Source organism: Wolbachia endosymbiont (group B) of Longitarsus flavicornis (assembly GCF_964028135.1).
Lineage (GTDB): Bacteria > Pseudomonadota > Alphaproteobacteria > Rickettsiales > Anaplasmataceae > Wolbachia.
Genome location: NZ_OZ034758.1, coordinates 223,909 through 240,914 on the forward strand (window position 1 = coordinate 223,909; position 17,006 = coordinate 240,914).

General features: G+C 33.8%; 10 protein-coding genes and 10 pseudogenes. 6 read left to right on the plus strand and 14 right to left on the minus strand.

The features are described 5' to 3' along the window. Nucleotide 1: 1 nt before the first annotated feature. A pseudogene (locus tag ABWU45_RS01120) lies at nucleotides 2-1,476 on the minus strand (YifB family Mg chelatase-like AAA ATPase). Further along, nucleotides 1,394-3,025, minus strand: a complete 1,632-nt coding sequence (locus ABWU45_RS01125) for a recombinase family protein (protein ID WP_353278055.1) — start codon at nucleotides 3,023-3,025, stop codon at nucleotides 1,394-1,396. Before ABWU45_RS01125 ends, ABWU45_RS01120 begins: the two are co-directional and overlap by 83 nt. A gap of 341 nt (nucleotides 3,026-3,366) precedes the next feature. On the opposite strand from ABWU45_RS01125, the gene ABWU45_RS01130 reads away from it, so the two are divergent. From ABWU45_RS01130 to ABWU45_RS01140, 3 genes and pseudogenes are all read left to right on the plus strand, one after another. Further along, a complete protein-coding gene (locus tag ABWU45_RS01130; RefSeq protein WP_353277991.1) occupies nucleotides 3,367-4,563 on the plus strand; it encodes a hypothetical protein in 1,197 nt (398 codons plus the stop codon). Beyond that, the gene (locus ABWU45_RS01135) at nucleotides 4,529-5,167 is read left to right on the plus strand and encodes a hypothetical protein (RefSeq protein ID WP_353277993.1); all 639 of its coding nucleotides are present in this window, start codon (nucleotides 4,529-4,531) and stop codon (nucleotides 5,165-5,167) included. Before ABWU45_RS01130 ends, ABWU45_RS01135 begins: the two co-directional genes overlap by 35 nt. Before the next feature lie 53 nt (nucleotides 5,168-5,220). Beyond that, nucleotides 5,221-5,760: pseudogene (locus tag ABWU45_RS01140) on the plus strand (IS4 family transposase); the annotation flags it as partial. 197 nt (nucleotides 5,761-5,957) lie between these two features. Here ABWU45_RS01140 and ABWU45_RS01145 read toward each other — a convergent pair. From ABWU45_RS01145 to ABWU45_RS01180, 8 genes and pseudogenes are all read right to left on the minus strand, one after another. Beyond that, nucleotides 5,958-6,278 (minus strand): annotated as a pseudogene (locus tag ABWU45_RS01145) (IS4 family transposase); the annotation flags it as partial. Between the two features lie 232 nt (nucleotides 6,279-6,510). Next, nucleotides 6,511-7,455 carry an IS110 family transposase gene (locus tag ABWU45_RS01150; RefSeq protein WP_353277894.1) on the minus strand — a complete coding sequence of 315 codons (945 nt, stop codon included), beginning with the start codon at nucleotides 7,453-7,455 and terminating at the stop codon, nucleotides 6,511-6,513. 285 nt (nucleotides 7,456-7,740) lie between these two features. Then, nucleotides 7,741-7,987: pseudogene (locus tag ABWU45_RS01155) on the minus strand (PAAR domain-containing protein). Continuing rightward, nucleotides 7,988-8,450 (minus strand): annotated as a pseudogene (locus ABWU45_RS01160) (phage baseplate assembly protein V). After that, on the minus strand, nucleotides 8,437-8,913 hold the full coding sequence (locus tag ABWU45_RS01165) for a hypothetical protein (RefSeq protein WP_353278676.1): 477 nt from the start codon (nucleotides 8,911-8,913) through the stop codon (nucleotides 8,437-8,439). Before ABWU45_RS01165 ends, ABWU45_RS01160 begins: the two are co-directional and overlap by 14 nt. Further along, a pseudogene (locus ABWU45_RS01170) lies at nucleotides 8,910-9,399 on the minus strand (phage tail protein). Before ABWU45_RS01170 ends, ABWU45_RS01165 begins: the two are co-directional and overlap by 4 nt. After that, on the minus strand, nucleotides 9,389-9,697 hold the full coding sequence (locus ABWU45_RS01175) for a hypothetical protein (RefSeq protein WP_353278677.1): 309 nt from the start codon (nucleotides 9,695-9,697) through the stop codon (nucleotides 9,389-9,391). The pseudogene ABWU45_RS01170 and the gene ABWU45_RS01175 overlap by 11 nt, the downstream one beginning before the upstream one ends. Nucleotides 9,698-9,821: 124 nt before the next feature. Continuing rightward, nucleotides 9,822-9,896, minus strand: a pseudogene (locus tag ABWU45_RS01180) (major capsid protein); the annotation flags it as partial. A gap of 78 nt (nucleotides 9,897-9,974) precedes the next feature. Here ABWU45_RS01180 and ABWU45_RS01185 point away from each other — a divergent pair. From ABWU45_RS01185 to ABWU45_RS01195, 3 genes and pseudogenes are all read left to right on the plus strand, one after another. Beyond that, nucleotides 9,975-10,514, plus strand: a pseudogene (locus ABWU45_RS01185) (IS4 family transposase); the annotation flags it as partial. A 102-nt stretch (nucleotides 10,515-10,616) separates the two neighbouring features. Beyond that, a complete protein-coding gene (locus ABWU45_RS01190) occupies nucleotides 10,617-11,894 on the plus strand; it encodes an IS4 family transposase (RefSeq protein WP_353277926.1) in 1,278 nt (425 codons plus the stop codon). Nucleotides 11,895-12,124: 230 nt separating this feature from the next. After that, nucleotides 12,125-12,448 (plus strand): transposase, encoded by a 324-nt coding sequence (locus tag ABWU45_RS01195; protein WP_353278679.1) that lies wholly within the window; start codon nucleotides 12,125-12,127, stop codon nucleotides 12,446-12,448. A 262-nt stretch (nucleotides 12,449-12,710) separates the two neighbouring features. Here the strand turns inward: ABWU45_RS01195 and ABWU45_RS01200 are convergent. The 4 genes and pseudogenes from ABWU45_RS01200 to mutL form a co-directional block, all read right to left on the minus strand. After that, nucleotides 12,711-13,187: pseudogene (locus ABWU45_RS01200) on the minus strand (hypothetical protein); the annotation flags it as partial. 170 nt (nucleotides 13,188-13,357) lie between these two features. Next, nucleotides 13,358-14,032, minus strand: a complete 675-nt coding sequence (locus ABWU45_RS01205; RefSeq protein ID WP_353278681.1) for a RadC family protein — start codon at nucleotides 14,030-14,032, stop codon at nucleotides 13,358-13,360. 171 nt (nucleotides 14,033-14,203) lie between these two features. Beyond that, a pseudogene (locus tag ABWU45_RS01210) lies at nucleotides 14,204-15,141 on the minus strand (helix-turn-helix domain-containing protein). Nucleotides 15,142-15,209: 68 nt separating this feature from the next. Next, nucleotides 15,210-17,000, minus strand: a complete 1,791-nt coding sequence (mutL, locus tag ABWU45_RS01215; RefSeq protein WP_353278682.1) for a DNA mismatch repair endonuclease MutL — start codon at nucleotides 16,998-17,000, stop codon at nucleotides 15,210-15,212. Nucleotides 17,001-17,006: the final 6 nt, after the last annotated feature.

Here is a 17,006-nt window from a genome sequence, read left to right on the forward strand (position 1 = left end):
TTTATTTATACATTCTTATTCTGTAATTCAGCGCTTCTGCAATGTGTGCTTTCTTTACCTCTTCACTTTTCGCAAGATCTGCAATGGTTCTTGCGACTCTTAATACACGTGTATAGCCTCGATTGGAAATGTAATTTTCTTTCAGTACGTATTTTAGCAATTCTAACCCTTCCTGATCTGGTTCAGTGAATTTATTTAATGCTTCACCACTGACTTCTGCATTGCAACGAATATTAAATTTACTATAACGCTCAGTTTGAATTTTTCTCGCTGCTATCACCCTTCCTCTTATAACCTCGGTACTTTCTCCCTCCACAGAGATTTCAGGAGAAAGTATGCTAACGTTTGGCATTTCAATGCATATGTCTATTCTATCAAGCAAAGGTCCTGATATTTTATTTCTATAATCTGTGCCGCATTTTGGAGCTTTGTTGCACGATCTACTTGCATCACCTAAGTAACCGCACCTGCAGGGATTCATTGCAGCTATAAGTTGAAAATTAGCTGGATAAGTAATGTGAGCATTTGCACGTGCAATAGTAACTTTTCTATCTTCAAGTGGTTGACGTAGAGAATCAAGCACAAGCCTTGGAAATTCAGGTAGCTCATCAAGAAATAACACACCATTGTGAGCCATGGTGATTTCCCCAGGCTTTGCATTTTTCCCTCCTCCTATCATCGCTGACATCGAGCATGAGTGATGAGGTTCACGAAAGGGACGAGTTACTTTAAATGTTTCGTTACCGGCTTTTGTTATGCTAGAGATAATATTAACATCAATCATCTCTTGTTCAGTCAAATCGGGTAATAGCCCTATAAATCGCTTAGCAAGCATTGATTTTCCAGTACCAGGAGGTCCAACAAGAAGCATATTGTGTCCACCTGCTGCTGCAATTTCAGCTGCTCTTTTTGCAACAACTTGACCTTTAATATCCTTTATATCTGGAACTGAATTTTTTTCTTTGGGTGCAGCGCTATAGTTAAAAGTTACCGGCTGAATTAACTGCTCACCCTTAAAATGTCTGATAATATCGGTTAATTTCTCTATAGCCAGAATAGAAACATTCTTTACCCATAAAGTACTCCATTTCCCCTTGGGCAAATTACTCCTTTATTTACCTGTTTTGCACTGATTGCTGTTGGAAGTACTCCTGAGATTGGTATGACTCTGCTGTCTAGTGCAAGCTCGCCCATAATTATATAAGACTGAACTTTTTCAACTGGTATCACATTCATTACAACAAGTAATCCAACAGCAATAGCTAAGTCATAATGACTACCTTCTTTAAGCAAATCCGCAGGGGAAAGATTAACCGTAATCCTTTTTGGAGGTAACAGAAGATTGATTGAATTTAACGCTGCTCTGATGCGCTCTCTGGATTCTGCAACAGTTTTATCCGGCAGTCCAACAATATTGACTACTAGTACAACATTGCATAATTCTATTATGGCTATTTTGATCAAAATGTGCAAGATTTTTTATGCGAAATACTATATACAAGTGATTGTGATTGATTTCAATTTGATGAATCAACATTCTAATAATATTTTGTTTAGTCTGCCAATCCACTTGATCAAGCTTTGACTCAACGCTTGAGGAAAAGTTTTTCAAGCTATCTGTAACAAGGCTCAATTCTTGTTGTAGTTTTTTTTGATCAATCGTTCTTTCTTTCTCTTCTTCAATTTCTTTCAAATGCTGTTTCATTGTTGTGATTCTTGGTTCAAATTCTTCTTGGCTTATAAACCCTTTGGCATAGCTATCAATAAATTTTTTGATACTTAATCTTAGCTTACTTTCTTGCTTTTCACGTGTTTGATTATGTAAAGGTTTTTTGTTCTCTGATAATCTACGTTGATATTCATTTGCAATCCTATCTGGCTTTTTCAAGATACTCTTGACTTCTTCCCATATCACTCCATCTAATACATCAGTGCGTATTGATTTATTATCGCAGATTTTATTGCCATTGAATTTGCTAGAGTTTGTACCAGAGCAACGATAGTAATAATATGTCGACTTTTTATGAACGTGGTTTGTACCACAATAAGTATATTGACAACGTTGACATACCATTAAACCTTGCAATAAATATGTTTCTCTTCTTTGTCGTACTCTTGCTCTTTGTCTATTTTCAGCTAATTGTGTTTGCACTGAATCAAATAAATTTTCATTGATTATTTTTGGTACTGGAATATAAGTCCAGTTCTCTTTATCACTGTTAAAGCGACCACTTTTAAGTTTACCACAAGTTCCTTTTTTTGACTTTTTTACTTGTGGTTTTGAGCATGTCCTAGTTTTACCATAAGCTGCTTGTCCTATATAAGCAGGATTTTTTAACATGTTCCAAATAGTGCTCCTTTTCCAATACCTTTTTCCTGTTCGTGTTATTACCGGTATCTTATTCAGTTCATGTACAACTTCTCCTATACTTGCTCTTTCTTGGCCAACCCAACTAAATATTTTACGCACTATATTTGCCTCTTCTTCATCAACCTCAAATTTAGCACTTCCTTCACCTACGTGTTTTGCTATGTAGCGATAACCGTAAGGCGCCCTACCCATCACACTTATACACCCAGCTTTGGCCGCATGAAGTTTACCTCTACGGTTTCGTTCCATAATCTTTGCACGTTCATACTCTGCTATTGCTCCCTGAATCTGTAGAAATAAATGGGAATCAGGATTATCATCAAACTTATGATTCAAAAATACTATTTCAGATCCAGCCTTTTTAAACTCTTCGAGTAAGATCATTTGATATGAAAATTTCCGTGATAGCCGATCAGGTGAATGAATGTATATCTTATCAATCTTACCTTCTGCTACTCTATCACGTAAACTCTCTAAGCCAGGACGTTCTAAGTTTGATCCACTGTAGCCATTATCGATGAACCTATGCTCATCTAATAACTCATGTTCATCGCTACTAATGCGACGCTCCAATTCTACAATCTGACTCTCTATCGTATTCTCTTGTGCTTGTTGTCTTGATGAAACTCTTGCATACAAGCTTACCGTTGTCATTTTCTTTCACCTCCTTAGTTCTATATTTCAATAATTGTTCATAAGCATCTGCCAAATATGTACCCGCTAACCTATGAGGTTCATAACGGCAATAAATAGTTAAATCCCCTTTTTGCATGTTTTTCTTCCTGTGAATTTTCTAATAGGTTGGGAGAATTCTTATCAACAGCTAAAAGAAAACTTTTACCATTTTAGACTAAACCAATGGATACCTTATTCAAGGTAGCTGTCTAGTTCACACAAATTCTCCCTAATAAATATACAAGATTTGAAAAAATTATGTCCAAAAAATCTTTGCTTAAATTATCATATTATATATGATATAGCTTATTTAAAGTATCATGAATGTTTATCCAAGTAATGAATTCTGGGAGAGTGATTTAGAAGTTCCTGTTAACCTCTTACTAGAACGTTTTCAGGATTCTAATGTACGTCAATCTTGGTTAGATTCCCTTTCTGGTAAACAACTTAGCATCATTTTTCAGCATTGCTTTAAAAATCATTTAAATGGGCAACTTTTTCAGGACGGAAATTATGACGATAGATCCACTCAACAAAAACGTAAGATACTTACCAGTTACTCTGACTCTCTTTTTGACTATTATCTCATTAGCTACTTTGATCGTACAAAACTTGAGGCTACAGTTAGTGAAGTAGCAAGATTTGCTCTGACTGAGAAGTTAATGAGATCGTACCTGGTAAAAAACAATACCAAGTATGATAAAAGATCCTTATTGTTTTTACTATTTCACATAAATTGTGAACTTCTAAAATCTGTCTATCACTTTGATAAAGTACAAAAGAAAGGTTTCGTATCATTTGCTTTACAGAAATCACCAAGACAAATACATACTTCATTTAAGGAATTTATGTCACGAGAAGCCGTAGAGCAGATACTTAAGGATGATGACCAGTTGCAGGGTTTTTTCCATCATCAAGATCGAATATATATGTTTGTACGTCGAGGAAGTGACATGGATTTACTGCTTAATTCAAACAAAGTTGTTCATGGTCATAAACCTGAGTGGATGATTTTAGACTTTTCTCTTGATGGCACTCAGGTTAATCTCTGTGCTAAAAATACTAACAAGGCTGTGGAAATAGCAAATAGCATTGTAAGTGGGTATTTTGACTGCGAATGTACTTTTGTAAGTATACAAGATAAGAACTTTCCATTACAAGTGCACAAATTTCTTCAAGCATGTATAGATGGTTCTGACTCTGACATTTGTATATTTGAGTTAAATTTTAAGTCAGATTATTTTAAAAATAGTAATACATATCTTACTTTGAGTGTAAAGCCATATGATCCTATTGCACCAGAGTTACATATTTTAAAGCCAGCTATTGGCAACATACTACAATCTATTCAATCAGCTAAAGTAATGTTCCAAAACAAAAAGGTAACATTTTCTTTCAAAATAAGTGGGGAAGTTTATTATTCAGAGCATCCACTCAATAAAAAAGAAAGAGAGGACCTGAAGAAACATATGGAACAATCTTATGGTCTTAAAATTCTTTCACGAGCAAATTGCTGATCTTTTAAGTTCAAATAGTTCTTGGGTAAATCCAAGCCAAAATCATATTAAAGCAGCAAGATACTTATTTGATCTTGGATGGATAAAAATTCAAGAAAGGTATTATATTGTTTGTTCTCGTGAGGAAGATCGTCTTGATTGGCCAAATGTAGTTGATCCAAGTTGTAGTAATGAGATTTTTATTGATTCAGACTTTGATGAAGCATGTGATGACGCTATTTGTGAAAACTGTTCTCGTCATATTTTACCTAACACTTATCAAAAACAGAGATTTCATCTCTTATCCATATACTTAAATACAGAAAAGGTCATAGACTGGTTTGAAACAAAGTTGAATGATTCAAGACTTATGTGGGAAAAAGTGGAACAAGGAGTTTATTATATTTGTAATCAAGGTCGTATTGTAAATCTAATAATCCTTGATTTTTGTACTGATGCGATATTTTTAACTATAGATAAACTTAGAGTCCACCCTACAGTTCTCATCACTCTAAAAAAAGATATACCAAATCTATTACTGAATCTATATGTAGTGCCAATGGTGAAACTGTTTTGTCAGCTTAAGACTGTAACTGAGATCATACGCGTCAAGTTAAGGAAATAAAGGTATGAAAGAGATAGAATAATAAGGTATAAGTTCTCCCAGATATACTTTTAGTGAGAGAACCAATGAATAAAATAACTAGCTTATCAAAAAAGCTCAAAGAATTTTTTAATGAAAAAGCAGAGAAAATCTCAATTACAACAAGGTTTATAAAAAGAAAGAGAAAGCTAAAAGGTTCATCATTCGTAAAAGCCATGGTCTTGGGTAATATAGGAGTTGATAATTGTAGCGTAGAAACAATGTGTCAATTACTAAACGAGGACTCGATAGATATAACAAAACAAGGTTTGGATTTTAGATTTACTGAAGAAGCAGTGGAATTTATGAAAAGGATGTATAATGAATCTGTGATTCTCTTTAAAAATATCTTGCAAGTTGATTGCAAAATCTTACAGCAATTTAATAGTGTTAAATTATTGGACAGTAGCTATATTACTCTACCTAACAGTATGGAAGAGATGTATAAAGGTTATGGTACTAGCTACAGTGGCTATGAAAGCAATACTAAGTATGGAATAAAGTTACAATTAGTTTTCGACTACATGAATCAGATAATAGACCAACTTAATTTAACGGAGGGGGTAAGATCAGACCCACTGCCATTAAGTTAAGGGAAAGAGAAGTTAAGATTGGACAAAAAATTTGAAGTGATTGATAATTATGGTAAATACTAGGGTGAATTTTTAAGAAAAGGGAGTCTGAAAAGTGCAAGTTATTTAAAAAAGTAATAATTGCAGGTTATTTTGCAAAGAATGTACTAATGCAATGATACTGAAAAGATATCTTGAATTTAAAACACATGTTTTCTAGCTCTTTTCTGGTAGTTGAGTGAACGAATATCAGATATCTTATGACGATCAACTCTTCTCCCTTTTCTCACCACTAAAGTGTTCATCAAAAATAACTGTGATAGTCGATCCATAATGCAGTCTATGTCTGACTCTGTAGAAAAAATATCAAAGGCTAAGTTTTTAATCGCATTAAATGAGACAGATTTATTGATGCTTTTTTTTAGTTTACTATTCTGTGAGCTCAATGTCTCTTCATCATCTTCTATCATGATACTTTCTAGATTACTGATGAAGATAGTTGACCAAAAATCCTGCTTGATCAACTATGTTTTTTTTAATTTTTTGAGTTTAGTTTTATTACAACTCTTGTTTATAATTTTGTATTTCTACTCAACTAAAAAATGTATTTTCGGCAATAAAAAATCTAATTTATTACAGAAAAAGAATTTTATATCAAACAGCTGTTACTGCTTAGATCTTATGATTAATGAATATGTGCTTTCAGTTTGTGTGGGCGCACATATTCATTAACCTATTTTCTATGCAGCTTTTTTATTTCATATTAATTGCTTCTTTAAGTCGTGCATTGGCAATTACTATGATCTTTCGCATTAGAGCTGTTATAGCCACCATCTTCTTTTTACCTCTACCAATAAGATCAGAGTAAAAAGTACCAAGTGCAGATTTAGATCTTGTAGCAGCCATCGCAGCTGTAAAAAGCTTTGTACGAACATTGCTTCTACCACCTGTTATTCTTCGATAGCCAATAGTTTTTCCACTTTCCTTTGGATGTGGCGCAACTCCAGCAAGACTTGCGACTTCTTTTTTGTTTAAGTAGCCAAGTTCTGGCATTAGACATACAAAGTCTTGAGACAATTTTGGACCTATTCCTGGCACTGTTCTAAGGATTTTTTGGCGCTTCTGTAACTCTGGATTTTCATCGATAATCTTTTGTATGGAATCGTTGAGCTCCTTTATCTGACTGTTAAAAAAGTCAATAGTTTTTTGGCAACTTTCTTTTACATAGCTGTTTTCAGGTGCTTCTAATCTGCATTTCTCTTGAGTTCTCATTTGCGTAAGATCATCACGACGTTGGCAAAGTGCAGCTAAAGTTGTTTGTTCCTTTGACATAGGTACAAATAGAGGTAGAGTACTATAGCGTTCAAATCCATATTGAGCAATAGCTTTTGCATCTGATTGATCAGACTTTGCTAAAGTTCCATGAGATAAGGTAAAGCTTTTTACTTTGCGAGTATTAGCTCGATGTACAGCAATATTCTTATCAACAAGAAAATGTGCTAAGCCAAGTTCGTACTTTCCTGTGTTCTCCAAAGTTACTAAAGAATCAGGTAAGATATTTGAAAACTCTTTAAACAATTGTTGCCAACCAGCAGTATTATTGTTAAATGTAACAGCGTTTTTCTGATTGTGAACTGCAACAACATTTTTAAATTTTCCGATATCAATGCCTATAAAATTTTGATAAGATGTAATCATGATAACCTCGATAGTTTAATTAATTTAAGATTGTAAACGGGTGCATACATATGTCCCACGCAACTATTCAAACGTATCGAGAGATAGGGCTAGTGTACCTTGATCAATACGGTTGTAATACCAATTGTTTCACCGGTCGCACACACCCGTGATAACTCTATTCCTATAGTGATTAGAGTTATCTTCCCTCTTGTTTCCTTTATATCACATTTTTAACTTACAATTGTTTCAGATGTTCTATTCCCTCTAATTCTTTCCCTGTTTTAGCATCCATCCCTTTCATTTTTAGCCTGCAAACACGTCTTCACTGCCTTTTATTACTTTAAACCCACATATCTCCTACTCTTCCTACACCAAGACCATTTGCAAACACTGTTTTTGATCCTTGAACCATTACTTCTCCTTCACTAAAACTTTCTCCTTGTCTGCACATTGGCTTACCATTTACAAAAACATTGTTACTCCCACTAATGCAAAAATGCGGTGTTACTTCTACACAATAATCTCCTACTCGTACAACCGATTTATTCATTTAATTAAGGTTTATTCTATCTGCTTTCAGTTTTATTTCGCTCTTCGTCATCTCTATGCTCGATTCCCCAGCTTTCAGTGTTATTTTGTCTACTACTTCAATCTCTAAATGATGCTTCTCTTTATCATATAACAATCTTGTTCCATCCTGAAACTTCACACTATTTATTTCTTTTTTATTCTCTGGTGCAGGGTATTTTTCCTGATATATTCCTCCTAATACCACTCCTAATGATAGTTCACCAAAAGGAGAAAATATCATAACCTGTTCACCGATATCTGGTGGAGACCAATCTCTATCTTTTCCTGCTTTGCTCGTTATCCATGGTAAATAATCTGTTAAAAATTCTCCTATTAACTCTTACTTTTGCTTTTTCATAATCTATTTCTTTTACAACTCCTATACGAACAATGTTGGCCATTTTCCTCTGTAGTTCCGAAATCGCAAAATTATTTTCTAACATTTATTTCACCGATTTCTATTTTGTGTGGCATAAATTTTCCTTCTTTCCAAATAGATCGCCCTACGTGTATTGTATGCACCCATTCAACCATCCACACTAAATATGCATCGAGCTCTGGCCTAAATCCGTCAACTTCTGCAGAGATAAATTCTCCTGGTGAAACATTTTCCACATTCCAAGTATTTTTATTTACTACTTTTGCAACTTCGCTAGCTAATGATCTAACAATAATAGGTGCATTTTCTATTGTGCTATCAATCACTATTCGTGCCTCAAATCTTACCCTCAGAGCTAGTTCACCTGTACCTGGATCACTTCCTTTTTCAAGACTGCTAAGTTCTACAAATACCGCTGGCGCTAATAATTCTTTTCTTACCGATGGATAAATTTCACAAGTTTGAATTGCTGGTATTTCTTCCTTTAATTTATTGCAGATTGCGTTATGCAAATCTTTAAAATTCATACATTTCTTGTAATATCACGTTCAAAGAACTTTTTAAACACTTCCTCAACCTCATAATTGACAAGATCTCTTATTACTTTTGATGCTTCTGGTTCTAGTGGCAATTTAACTTCCTTTATTGGCAATGCTGTCCTTCCTTCACGTTTAAAAATACCGCTATTTCCTTTTGGCATAACTGCTGCAAATCCTCCTATAAACTCATGCTTTCCTACTTTCGATCCTCTTCTTGTTTTTTGTATTTTGCCAATTGCCGATGCTCTAATGTCGTAGAGATTTGCTCTAATTAACACTGCTTGTTTTTGCCTTAAAAATTCTTAATCTCTTTCTTATCAAACTTAATTTTATCTTCTTTTCTTCACTGATTTCCTTAGCTGCTTGTGATTTTAGCCATATTGCTGTTTTGTTTAATACGCTCACCGTCACTTTTTCCACTTTTTTCCTTTCAGCATCTATACTTTGTATAATACTACCGGTGTTAATACGCATCTGACGCTCGAATTTTCCATACCATTCCTGAATTATCTTGCAGTGGTGGAGAATATACTTTATATTTACGGTCACCTATAACAAAAATATCTCCTACAATTGGCTGCAGTACATCAAACGCACTTACTTCCAACACTAAAGTTTCTCCTACAAATTGCCCTTCACCAATCTCGTATAATTTATCTGTCTCTTGCTTTAATACCTGTACCATATATGACTTATCCTTTGACTCATATAAAGCTATCTCCCCTAAATGGATAAGACAATCTTTCAATAACCTCTTTACATTTTCCTGCATACCATTTTCTATTCATTCAAATGCACTTCTAAAAGCTTCTAAAAATATATTGCATCCTTATATTTTTTTAGCATACTCAACACATATTAAAACCATAAGTAGAGTTTTCTACGTGAGGGCTCTACTATGTTGTTACTATTTTTACCAAAACGGACGGACGATGGCACATTGGCAATGGATTCGACTGCGTATGCAAATCCATACGCGTCAAGTTAAGGAAATAAAGGTATGAAAGAGATAGAATAATAAGGTATAAGTTCTCCCAGATATACTTTTAGTGAGAGAACCAATGAATAAAATAACTAGCTTATCAAAAAAGCTCAAAGAATTTTTTAATGAAAAAGCAGAGAAAATCTCAATTACAACAAGGTTTATAAAAAGAAAGAGAAAGCTAAAAGGTTCATCATTCGTAAAAGCCATGGTCTTGGGTAATATAGGAGTTGATAATTGTAGCGTAGAAACAATGTGTCAATTACTAAACGAGGACTCGATAGATATAACAAAACAAGGTTTGGATTTTAGATTTACTGAAGAAGCAGTGGAATTTATGAAAAGGATGTATAATGAATCTGTGATTCTCTTTAAAAATATCTTGCAAGTTGATTGCAAAATCTTACAGCAATTTAATAGTGTTAAATTATTGGACAGTAGCTATATTACTCTACCTAACAGTATGGAAGAGATGTATAAAGGTTATGGTACTAGCTACAGTGGCTATGAAAGCAATACTAAGTATGGAATAAAGTTACAATTAGTTTTCGACTACATGAATCAGATAATAGACCAACTTAATTTAACGGAGGGGGTAAGATCAGACCCACTGCCATTAAGTTAAGGAAAAGTGATGAACTGTATTATAAAATCAGGTAAGATTCACAAATTAAAAGAAGTAATGACATGAGTAAAAAAAAGAATAATCATGTTTATAAAAAATAAATTGATGAGTTTAAACTTTATAAACGCACACAGAGCATCCTCAAAAGACTTCTCACGAAAAAGAAAGCTGCCCTTCGTTAATGTATTTCTCCTGATTTTTAGAAAGAGTGTAAAGTCATTACAAGTGATGCTTAATGAGTTTGTTCTGCATACAAGAAAAGATTATACAATTACGGCAAGTGCATTTACTCAAGCAAGAAAGAAGCTAAAACATACTGCGTTTTCAGAGTTAAATGATGATATAGTTTCCCTATACTACCAAGATCAGGAATTTAAAACCCACCATGGCTTCAGAGTACTTGCATTTGATGCTTCAATACTGATTCTGCCAAAGAGCGACAAAATAATAGGTGAGTTTAGCTCAAGAGCAGTATGGAATGGAATCCAGAGATTTGAAGACTATACAAGTGCAACCTTTGAAGTTTGCTACGATATGCTAAATAATATTGCAATAAAATCTGTGCTAAGTAGAGGTGACAGCTATGAGGTTGATTTAGCAATCGGTATGCTTGAATCCATAAAATCAGACGATTTGTTAATCTGTGATAGAGGATACGTATCTTATCGATTTCTTGCTGAGCTTACAGGAAGGAAAATCAATTATATAATTCGCTGTTCAAGTTCGTCTTTCAATGAAATAAACGCTATGTTTAAGCCGGAAAGCCCATCTAGTACGGTGGTAGTGTCTACCGCACCTATTAAAGTAGCAAGACAGCTACGAAAGCTAGGATTACCTGATGAGATGAAATTCAGGTTAGTCAAAATAATACTTTCTTCTGGCGAAGTTGAAGTGTTAGTAACATCTCTGTTAGATGAGAAACGTTTTACAGTTGAAGAGTTTGAGAGATTATATTACTTGCGCTGGGGAGTAGAAACATTTTTTTCTAGGCTGAAGGGAAGATTAAATTTAGAGAATTTCACAGGAAAAAGTATTGAAACTATCAAGCAGGATTTTTGGTCAACTATCTTCATCAGTAATCTAGAAAGTATCATGATAGAAGATGATGAAGAGACATTGAGCTCACAGAATAGTAAACTAAAAAAAAGCATCAATAAATCTGTCTCATTTAATGCGATTAAAAACTTAGCCTTTGATATTTTTTCTACAGAGTCAGACATAGACTGCATTATGGATCGACTATCACAGTTATTTTTGATGAACACTTTAGTGGTGAGAAAAGGGAGAAGAGTTGATCGTCATAAGATATCTGATATTCGTTCACTCAACTACCAGAAAAGAGCTAGAAAACATGTGTTTTAAATTCAAGATATCTTTTCAGTATCATTGCATTAGTACATTCTTTGCAAAATAACCTGCAATTATTACTTTTTTAAATAACTTGCACTTTTCAGACTCCCTTTTCTTAAAAATTCACCCTAGTATTTACCATAATTATCAATCACTTCAAATTTTTTGTCCAATCTTAACTTCTCTTTCCCTTAACTTAATGGCAGTGAGGACATCTTACAGCTGTTGCTGTTGTTGCAGAAATGCCATCAGTTGATAACTTTGATAATGCCAGACAATTCACAGCTTTTGCTGGTCTAAACCCAGAACATTATCAATCAGGATCATCCGTAAGTAAAAAAAGTCGAATATGTAAAATAGGATCTGAGCGTATTCGCAAAGCTCTTTATATGCCAGCTATAGTAGTCAAGAATCATAATTCTTACTTTCAAAAGTTTTGTCAGCGTTTAGCAAGTAAAGGAAAATGTCCAAAGGTTATAATTGTTGCTTTAATGAGAAAACTAATGCATGTATTTTTTGGTATTCTTAAAAATGATCAACCATTCAATGGTAATTTAGTGAGATAATTTTGACAGTAAAAGCTTGGATCTTATGCTCAACTGTTTAGGATGTAATTTAACATGTACTTTGAGTTATAATATGTATCATTTTGATTTTAACTGAGCTCTGTACTTTGTAAAACTATTCTCAGAAGATTAAGAAGATATGGTCCTATAACTGTGGATAAATACGTCCACACACACTTAAAGTATTTATCCACAGTTACACTAATTTATAGAAAATGCAGATAAATTTTTTGTTGTTTTATAGCTAAATAACTTGTTGACAATAAAGACAGTATCTCCACTCTCCATCATTACATGCATTTAGCCTTCCTACAGAAGCTAGTACTTTGTCTATAACTTTGTGCAATTCATTTACATTCTTTGCCTCTACCACTTCACTTTTAAACCAGCTCAAAGTTTCACTTTCACCTTCACTCGGCTTTATTTTTTTCAAAGCTGAAGCAAATGGATTTTTATCTTCTTGATCACTTACAGGTTTTGTACCATATATGTAGTCAAGTCCTTTCCCATAGTTGATTTTGTTTTCGCGAACTTCTCTACCAGGGAAAGGTACTACTTCTTTATCTACAAGCTTTTTAGCCTTATTAATTTTGCTTACAAAAGTAGGCTGCTGGCTAGTACGACCAATTCCTACAATAGCATTTAACATCTCACCTTTTGACAATTTATCAAGATCAACGTTTAACTCGTAGATACCTCCTTCCTTATCACCAAAAGGTACGATTATTTTATTACTCATATTAGACTCCGCTATTAAATATACTTTACCAAGTCTACAACTGACTTTATTACTTTATAATTAATTTAATATATACTTTCTCATTAATTATAAGCAACGATTAATGCATTTACAAATACTTTCTTCATTCAAGTAGTTAAACAACTCATGAAAATCTTCAAATATCTGCTTTATAACAGTCCTTGCTCTTTAAAACTAAAATATCCAACACTTGTAATGATAATGTGATCCAGTAACCTAATTCCTATAGTCTGACAAGCTTTAGCCAAGTCTTTAGTTACAGCTTCATCCTCATCAGATGGCTTTAACCTTCCTTCTGGGTGGTTATGCGATATTATTATTGACGTCGCTTTTCTTATTAATGCCTTTCTTGTTACTTCTCTTATGTAAAAAGGTACCTTATCCACTGTACCAGTAAACACTTCTTCCCCCTTTAAACGGCACTTTTGATCAAAATATATTATTTTCATCTTTTCCTCCTCTGAATAACCAATACTCACCCTTAAATATTTTACGATGGTTTCCAAGTTATCCATTACAGGTCCTTTCTTTAACTCTTCTCTTGGTACTCTTTTTGCAGCTTCCTTTAGGCATAAAATTACTGCTACTGTAGAGTCAGTTATCCCTTCTACAGTTTTCAAATCATCTATTTCCTGGCCTAAAACTCCTCCTATTCCAAAACTATCTATTAGCTTTCTAGCAATAATGCGAGCTTCTTCCCTATCATGTACTGCACTTAGAAACGTTTCTATTACTTCACGATCAAGTAGAGCTTTACCGTTGCTTTCTAATGCTCTGAACTCTATTTCTTCTCTACGATCTCTACTACTTTTCTTATTATTCATAAAAATTACCCTTCACTAATAACAAAATGTTTTTATATATTTACTGCTGTTTTTTTGTCAGCATTGGCATAAGGCCATAGCTTTTGAGTGAAGTCAAATCAATTTTTCAATCTTTTTTGCTTATTTTTTTATGAATAGGTAAAGATATTAATATATGGCGATTTCTTTATTTTAAACTTGTTGAATTTCGTTCAAGGAGAGGCCTACTGTTTTTAAGATAATATTGATAGAAATTCCTTCCTTAACTAAATTCCTTGCAATTTTCATCCTTTCTACTCTCTTCACTTTCTCTTTGCAAACTTGCATGCTTTCAAACAGAGATTTTATTAGTACATTACGTAGCTCTTGGCTTTTAATCTTTTTATATTCTTCTATTAACCTTGATAGCTCTGCTTCACTATTCTCATTTTCTCTTGTTTCTGGAAGTAGGTCTGTAATACTAATTGATAGTACCTTTGCTATTTCATCTAACATTTCAAGTGAAACACCAGCTCGTCCTTGTTCATATTCATATATTCTTTGATTTATTATGCCCACTTTACTTGCTAAATCTTTCTGAGTGTATCCTCTTCTCAACCTCCATTCTTTTATTCTTTGACCTACTTTATACGGAATGGAAATTTTTTTCTCATCATTATCATATTCATCAACAGATAAATTGGTTGTTCGAGAGATAACATGAGCAGAAACTCCTTCCTTAACTAAACCTTTGCCACTTCTATTTTTACTGCCTTTCCACTTTTTTCCTCACTAATACGGATAAATTTAGTTAATAAATAAAACGTTTCACGTAATTCTTGATCCTTAATCTCTTTATGTCTTCTTACTAGATTTACTATCTCTTCTCCCTCATACCTTTCCTCATTTGATACTTCTTGTCCGCAAGCTAGGTCTCTAGCAGTTGTTGATAATGCTTCTGCTAATTCATATAACTTCTTAATTGAAATTCTGCGTGTTCCTTTTTCATATTGCAGTATTACCTGATATGTTGTTCCGATTTTTTTTGCTAAATCTTTTTGAGTATATCCCTTTGCTAATCTACGATTTCTTACTTCCTGTCCTATTACTTTGTAATCTAAAAAATTAGAGCATTTATTCTCTTTTTTCACATTTTATACTCCATAACCAGAAGAGCTGTTACGTATACTTAATTGGAAACCTTTTTGACAAACTGAACTCATCTCCTTTCAAACAATTTTTCTATATCACTTAGTTTCATTTCTATATACGTTGGTCTTCCGTGATCAGAATATGGAGTTTTCTCAATTTGTCTTAGTATCTCATTCATCTCTTCCAATTTCATTTTTCTTCCTGCCCCGTGGCAAGCGATTATGGATGATATTTTGTTCACCTTATCCTCTATTGGTAGCGTATCTTCTATTTCCATTAACTTATCTACTATATCAACTAGCATCTCTTTTATATCTATTGTTCCCAAGATTGCAGGTATTTCTTTTACCCTTACTTTATCTTCTGATTCTATTTCAATACCAAAACCCATTTCAAAAAGCTTATCTTTATAAGTTTTAACCATCTCCATTCCAGCTTGGTTTTTAATTTCAACTATTTCAGGAATGAGAAGTTTTTGTCTTTTTATGCTTGTTAAGCACTCGTATATCAATCTCTCATAGGCTGCATGTTGATCTACTATAATCAGCCTATCTCCAGCCTCAGCAATAATGTAAGTATTGTAGACCTGACAGCGTGCATATCCTAGAGGGTGATCCTCTATCAAATCAATTTGCTTCTTTTCTAGAACCATCGTTCCCTTTTGGGGTGGAGATTCTCCATATTTAAACGTTTCTGGTAAGCTTTGCCTTCTTTCATCTGGTGCATTGAATTCTTTCATTAAACGATTTTCTAAAAGACTTGGCCTCTTTTCATAAAACTCTTTTTGATTTTTTTTCTCTTTACTATTAAACGGCTCTTGGCTATCAAACTCCTCAATACTTTGAGACTCAACATCACTTGCTGCAAACGTGCCTACTCTAGTCGATAATGCTTTTATTATTCCTCTTCTCACTATTTCATATACTAGCCTCTTGTTCTGAAACCTTACCTCTGATTTATTTGGATGCACATTTACATCTACTTGATCGTATGGTATCTCTAAGTGCAGCACTGCAAAAGGATACCTCCCACTTGGAATAAAGTCCTGATACGCATATCGAATTGCACCAATAAGTAGATTGTCTTTTATTGGCCTTCCATTAACAAACGTATAGATCTGAGTTGAATTACCACGACTAATAGTTGGTTTACAGATGTGTCCCGTAAGTTTGATGCCGTCTTCTTCCTCTTTAACTTCCAGCGAATTGCTCTGAAATTCTTCTTCTGTTTCACATAATCTGTTAAATAATGAAGTTTGCTTAACATATTTTAAGAGCTTTTTATTACCGGAAGCGAGAGTAAACCCAATACTATAGTTAATCATTGCTAAGTTATTTACAATGTCAACAATGCTTTGTGTTTCTGCCCTCTCGGTTTTTAGAAATTTTAATCTATTTGGTGTGGCAAAAAATAAGTCACGAATTTCAATATATGTACCTTGCAACAAAGAACAAGGGGTAATCTCTCTTATTTTTTCTCCTCCCTCATATCTTATAGACCATGCTTCCTTTGCTCCACTTGCCTTGGATGATAATTTCATTCTGCTTACTGCTGCAATTGAAGGCAGAGCCTCTCCTCTAAAGCCAAGATGTCTGATCTCTATTAACTCACTATCACTTAATTTTGAAGTGGCATGCCTCATAAGTGCTAGTTCCAGATCGTTCTTTTCTATTCCATTTCCATCATCTATCACAGTTATAAGGTTACGTCCACCACTTTCTATTTTAATCTCTATTTCTGAACTTCCAGCATCTATTGCATTTTCTACTAATTCCTTTACTACACTCGCTGGCCTTTCTATTACCTCTCCTGCTGCTATACGGTTTATAGTTTTTGTGTCTAAAAGAATTATTGCCATAACACT

Coding starts and splice junctions, on each gene's coding strand:
- ABWU45_RS01175 (WP_353278677.1), bottom strand. CDS start 9,697: ATGCAGGAAAATGTAAAGAGGTTATTGAAAGATTGTCTTATCCATTTA.
- ABWU45_RS01130 (WP_353277991.1), top strand. CDS start 3,367: ATGAATGTTTATCCAAGTAATGAATTCTGGGAGAGTGATTTAGAAGTT.
- ABWU45_RS01135 (WP_353277993.1), top strand. CDS start 4,529: ATGGTCTTAAAATTCTTTCACGAGCAAATTGCTGATCTTTTAAGTTCA.
- ABWU45_RS01125 (WP_353278055.1), bottom strand. CDS start 3,025: ATGACAACGGTAAGCTTGTATGCAAGAGTTTCATCAAGACAACAAGCA.
- ABWU45_RS01165 (WP_353278676.1), bottom strand. CDS start 8,913: ATGAATTTTAAAGATTTGCATAACGCAATCTGCAATAAATTAAAGGAA.
- ABWU45_RS01150 (WP_353277894.1), bottom strand. CDS start 7,455: ATGATTACATCTTATCAAAATTTTATAGGCATTGATATCGGAAAATTT.
- mutL (WP_353278682.1), bottom strand. CDS start 17,000: ATGGCAATAATTCTTTTAGACACAAAAACTATAAACCGTATAGCAGCA.
- ABWU45_RS01195 (WP_353278679.1), top strand. CDS start 12,125: ATGCCATCAGTTGATAACTTTGATAATGCCAGACAATTCACAGCTTTT.
- ABWU45_RS01190 (WP_353277926.1), top strand. CDS start 10,617: ATGTTTATAAAAAATAAATTGATGAGTTTAAACTTTATAAACGCACAC.
- ABWU45_RS01205 (WP_353278681.1), bottom strand. CDS start 14,032: ATGAATAATAAGAAAAGTAGTAGAGATCGTAGAGAAGAAATAGAGTTC.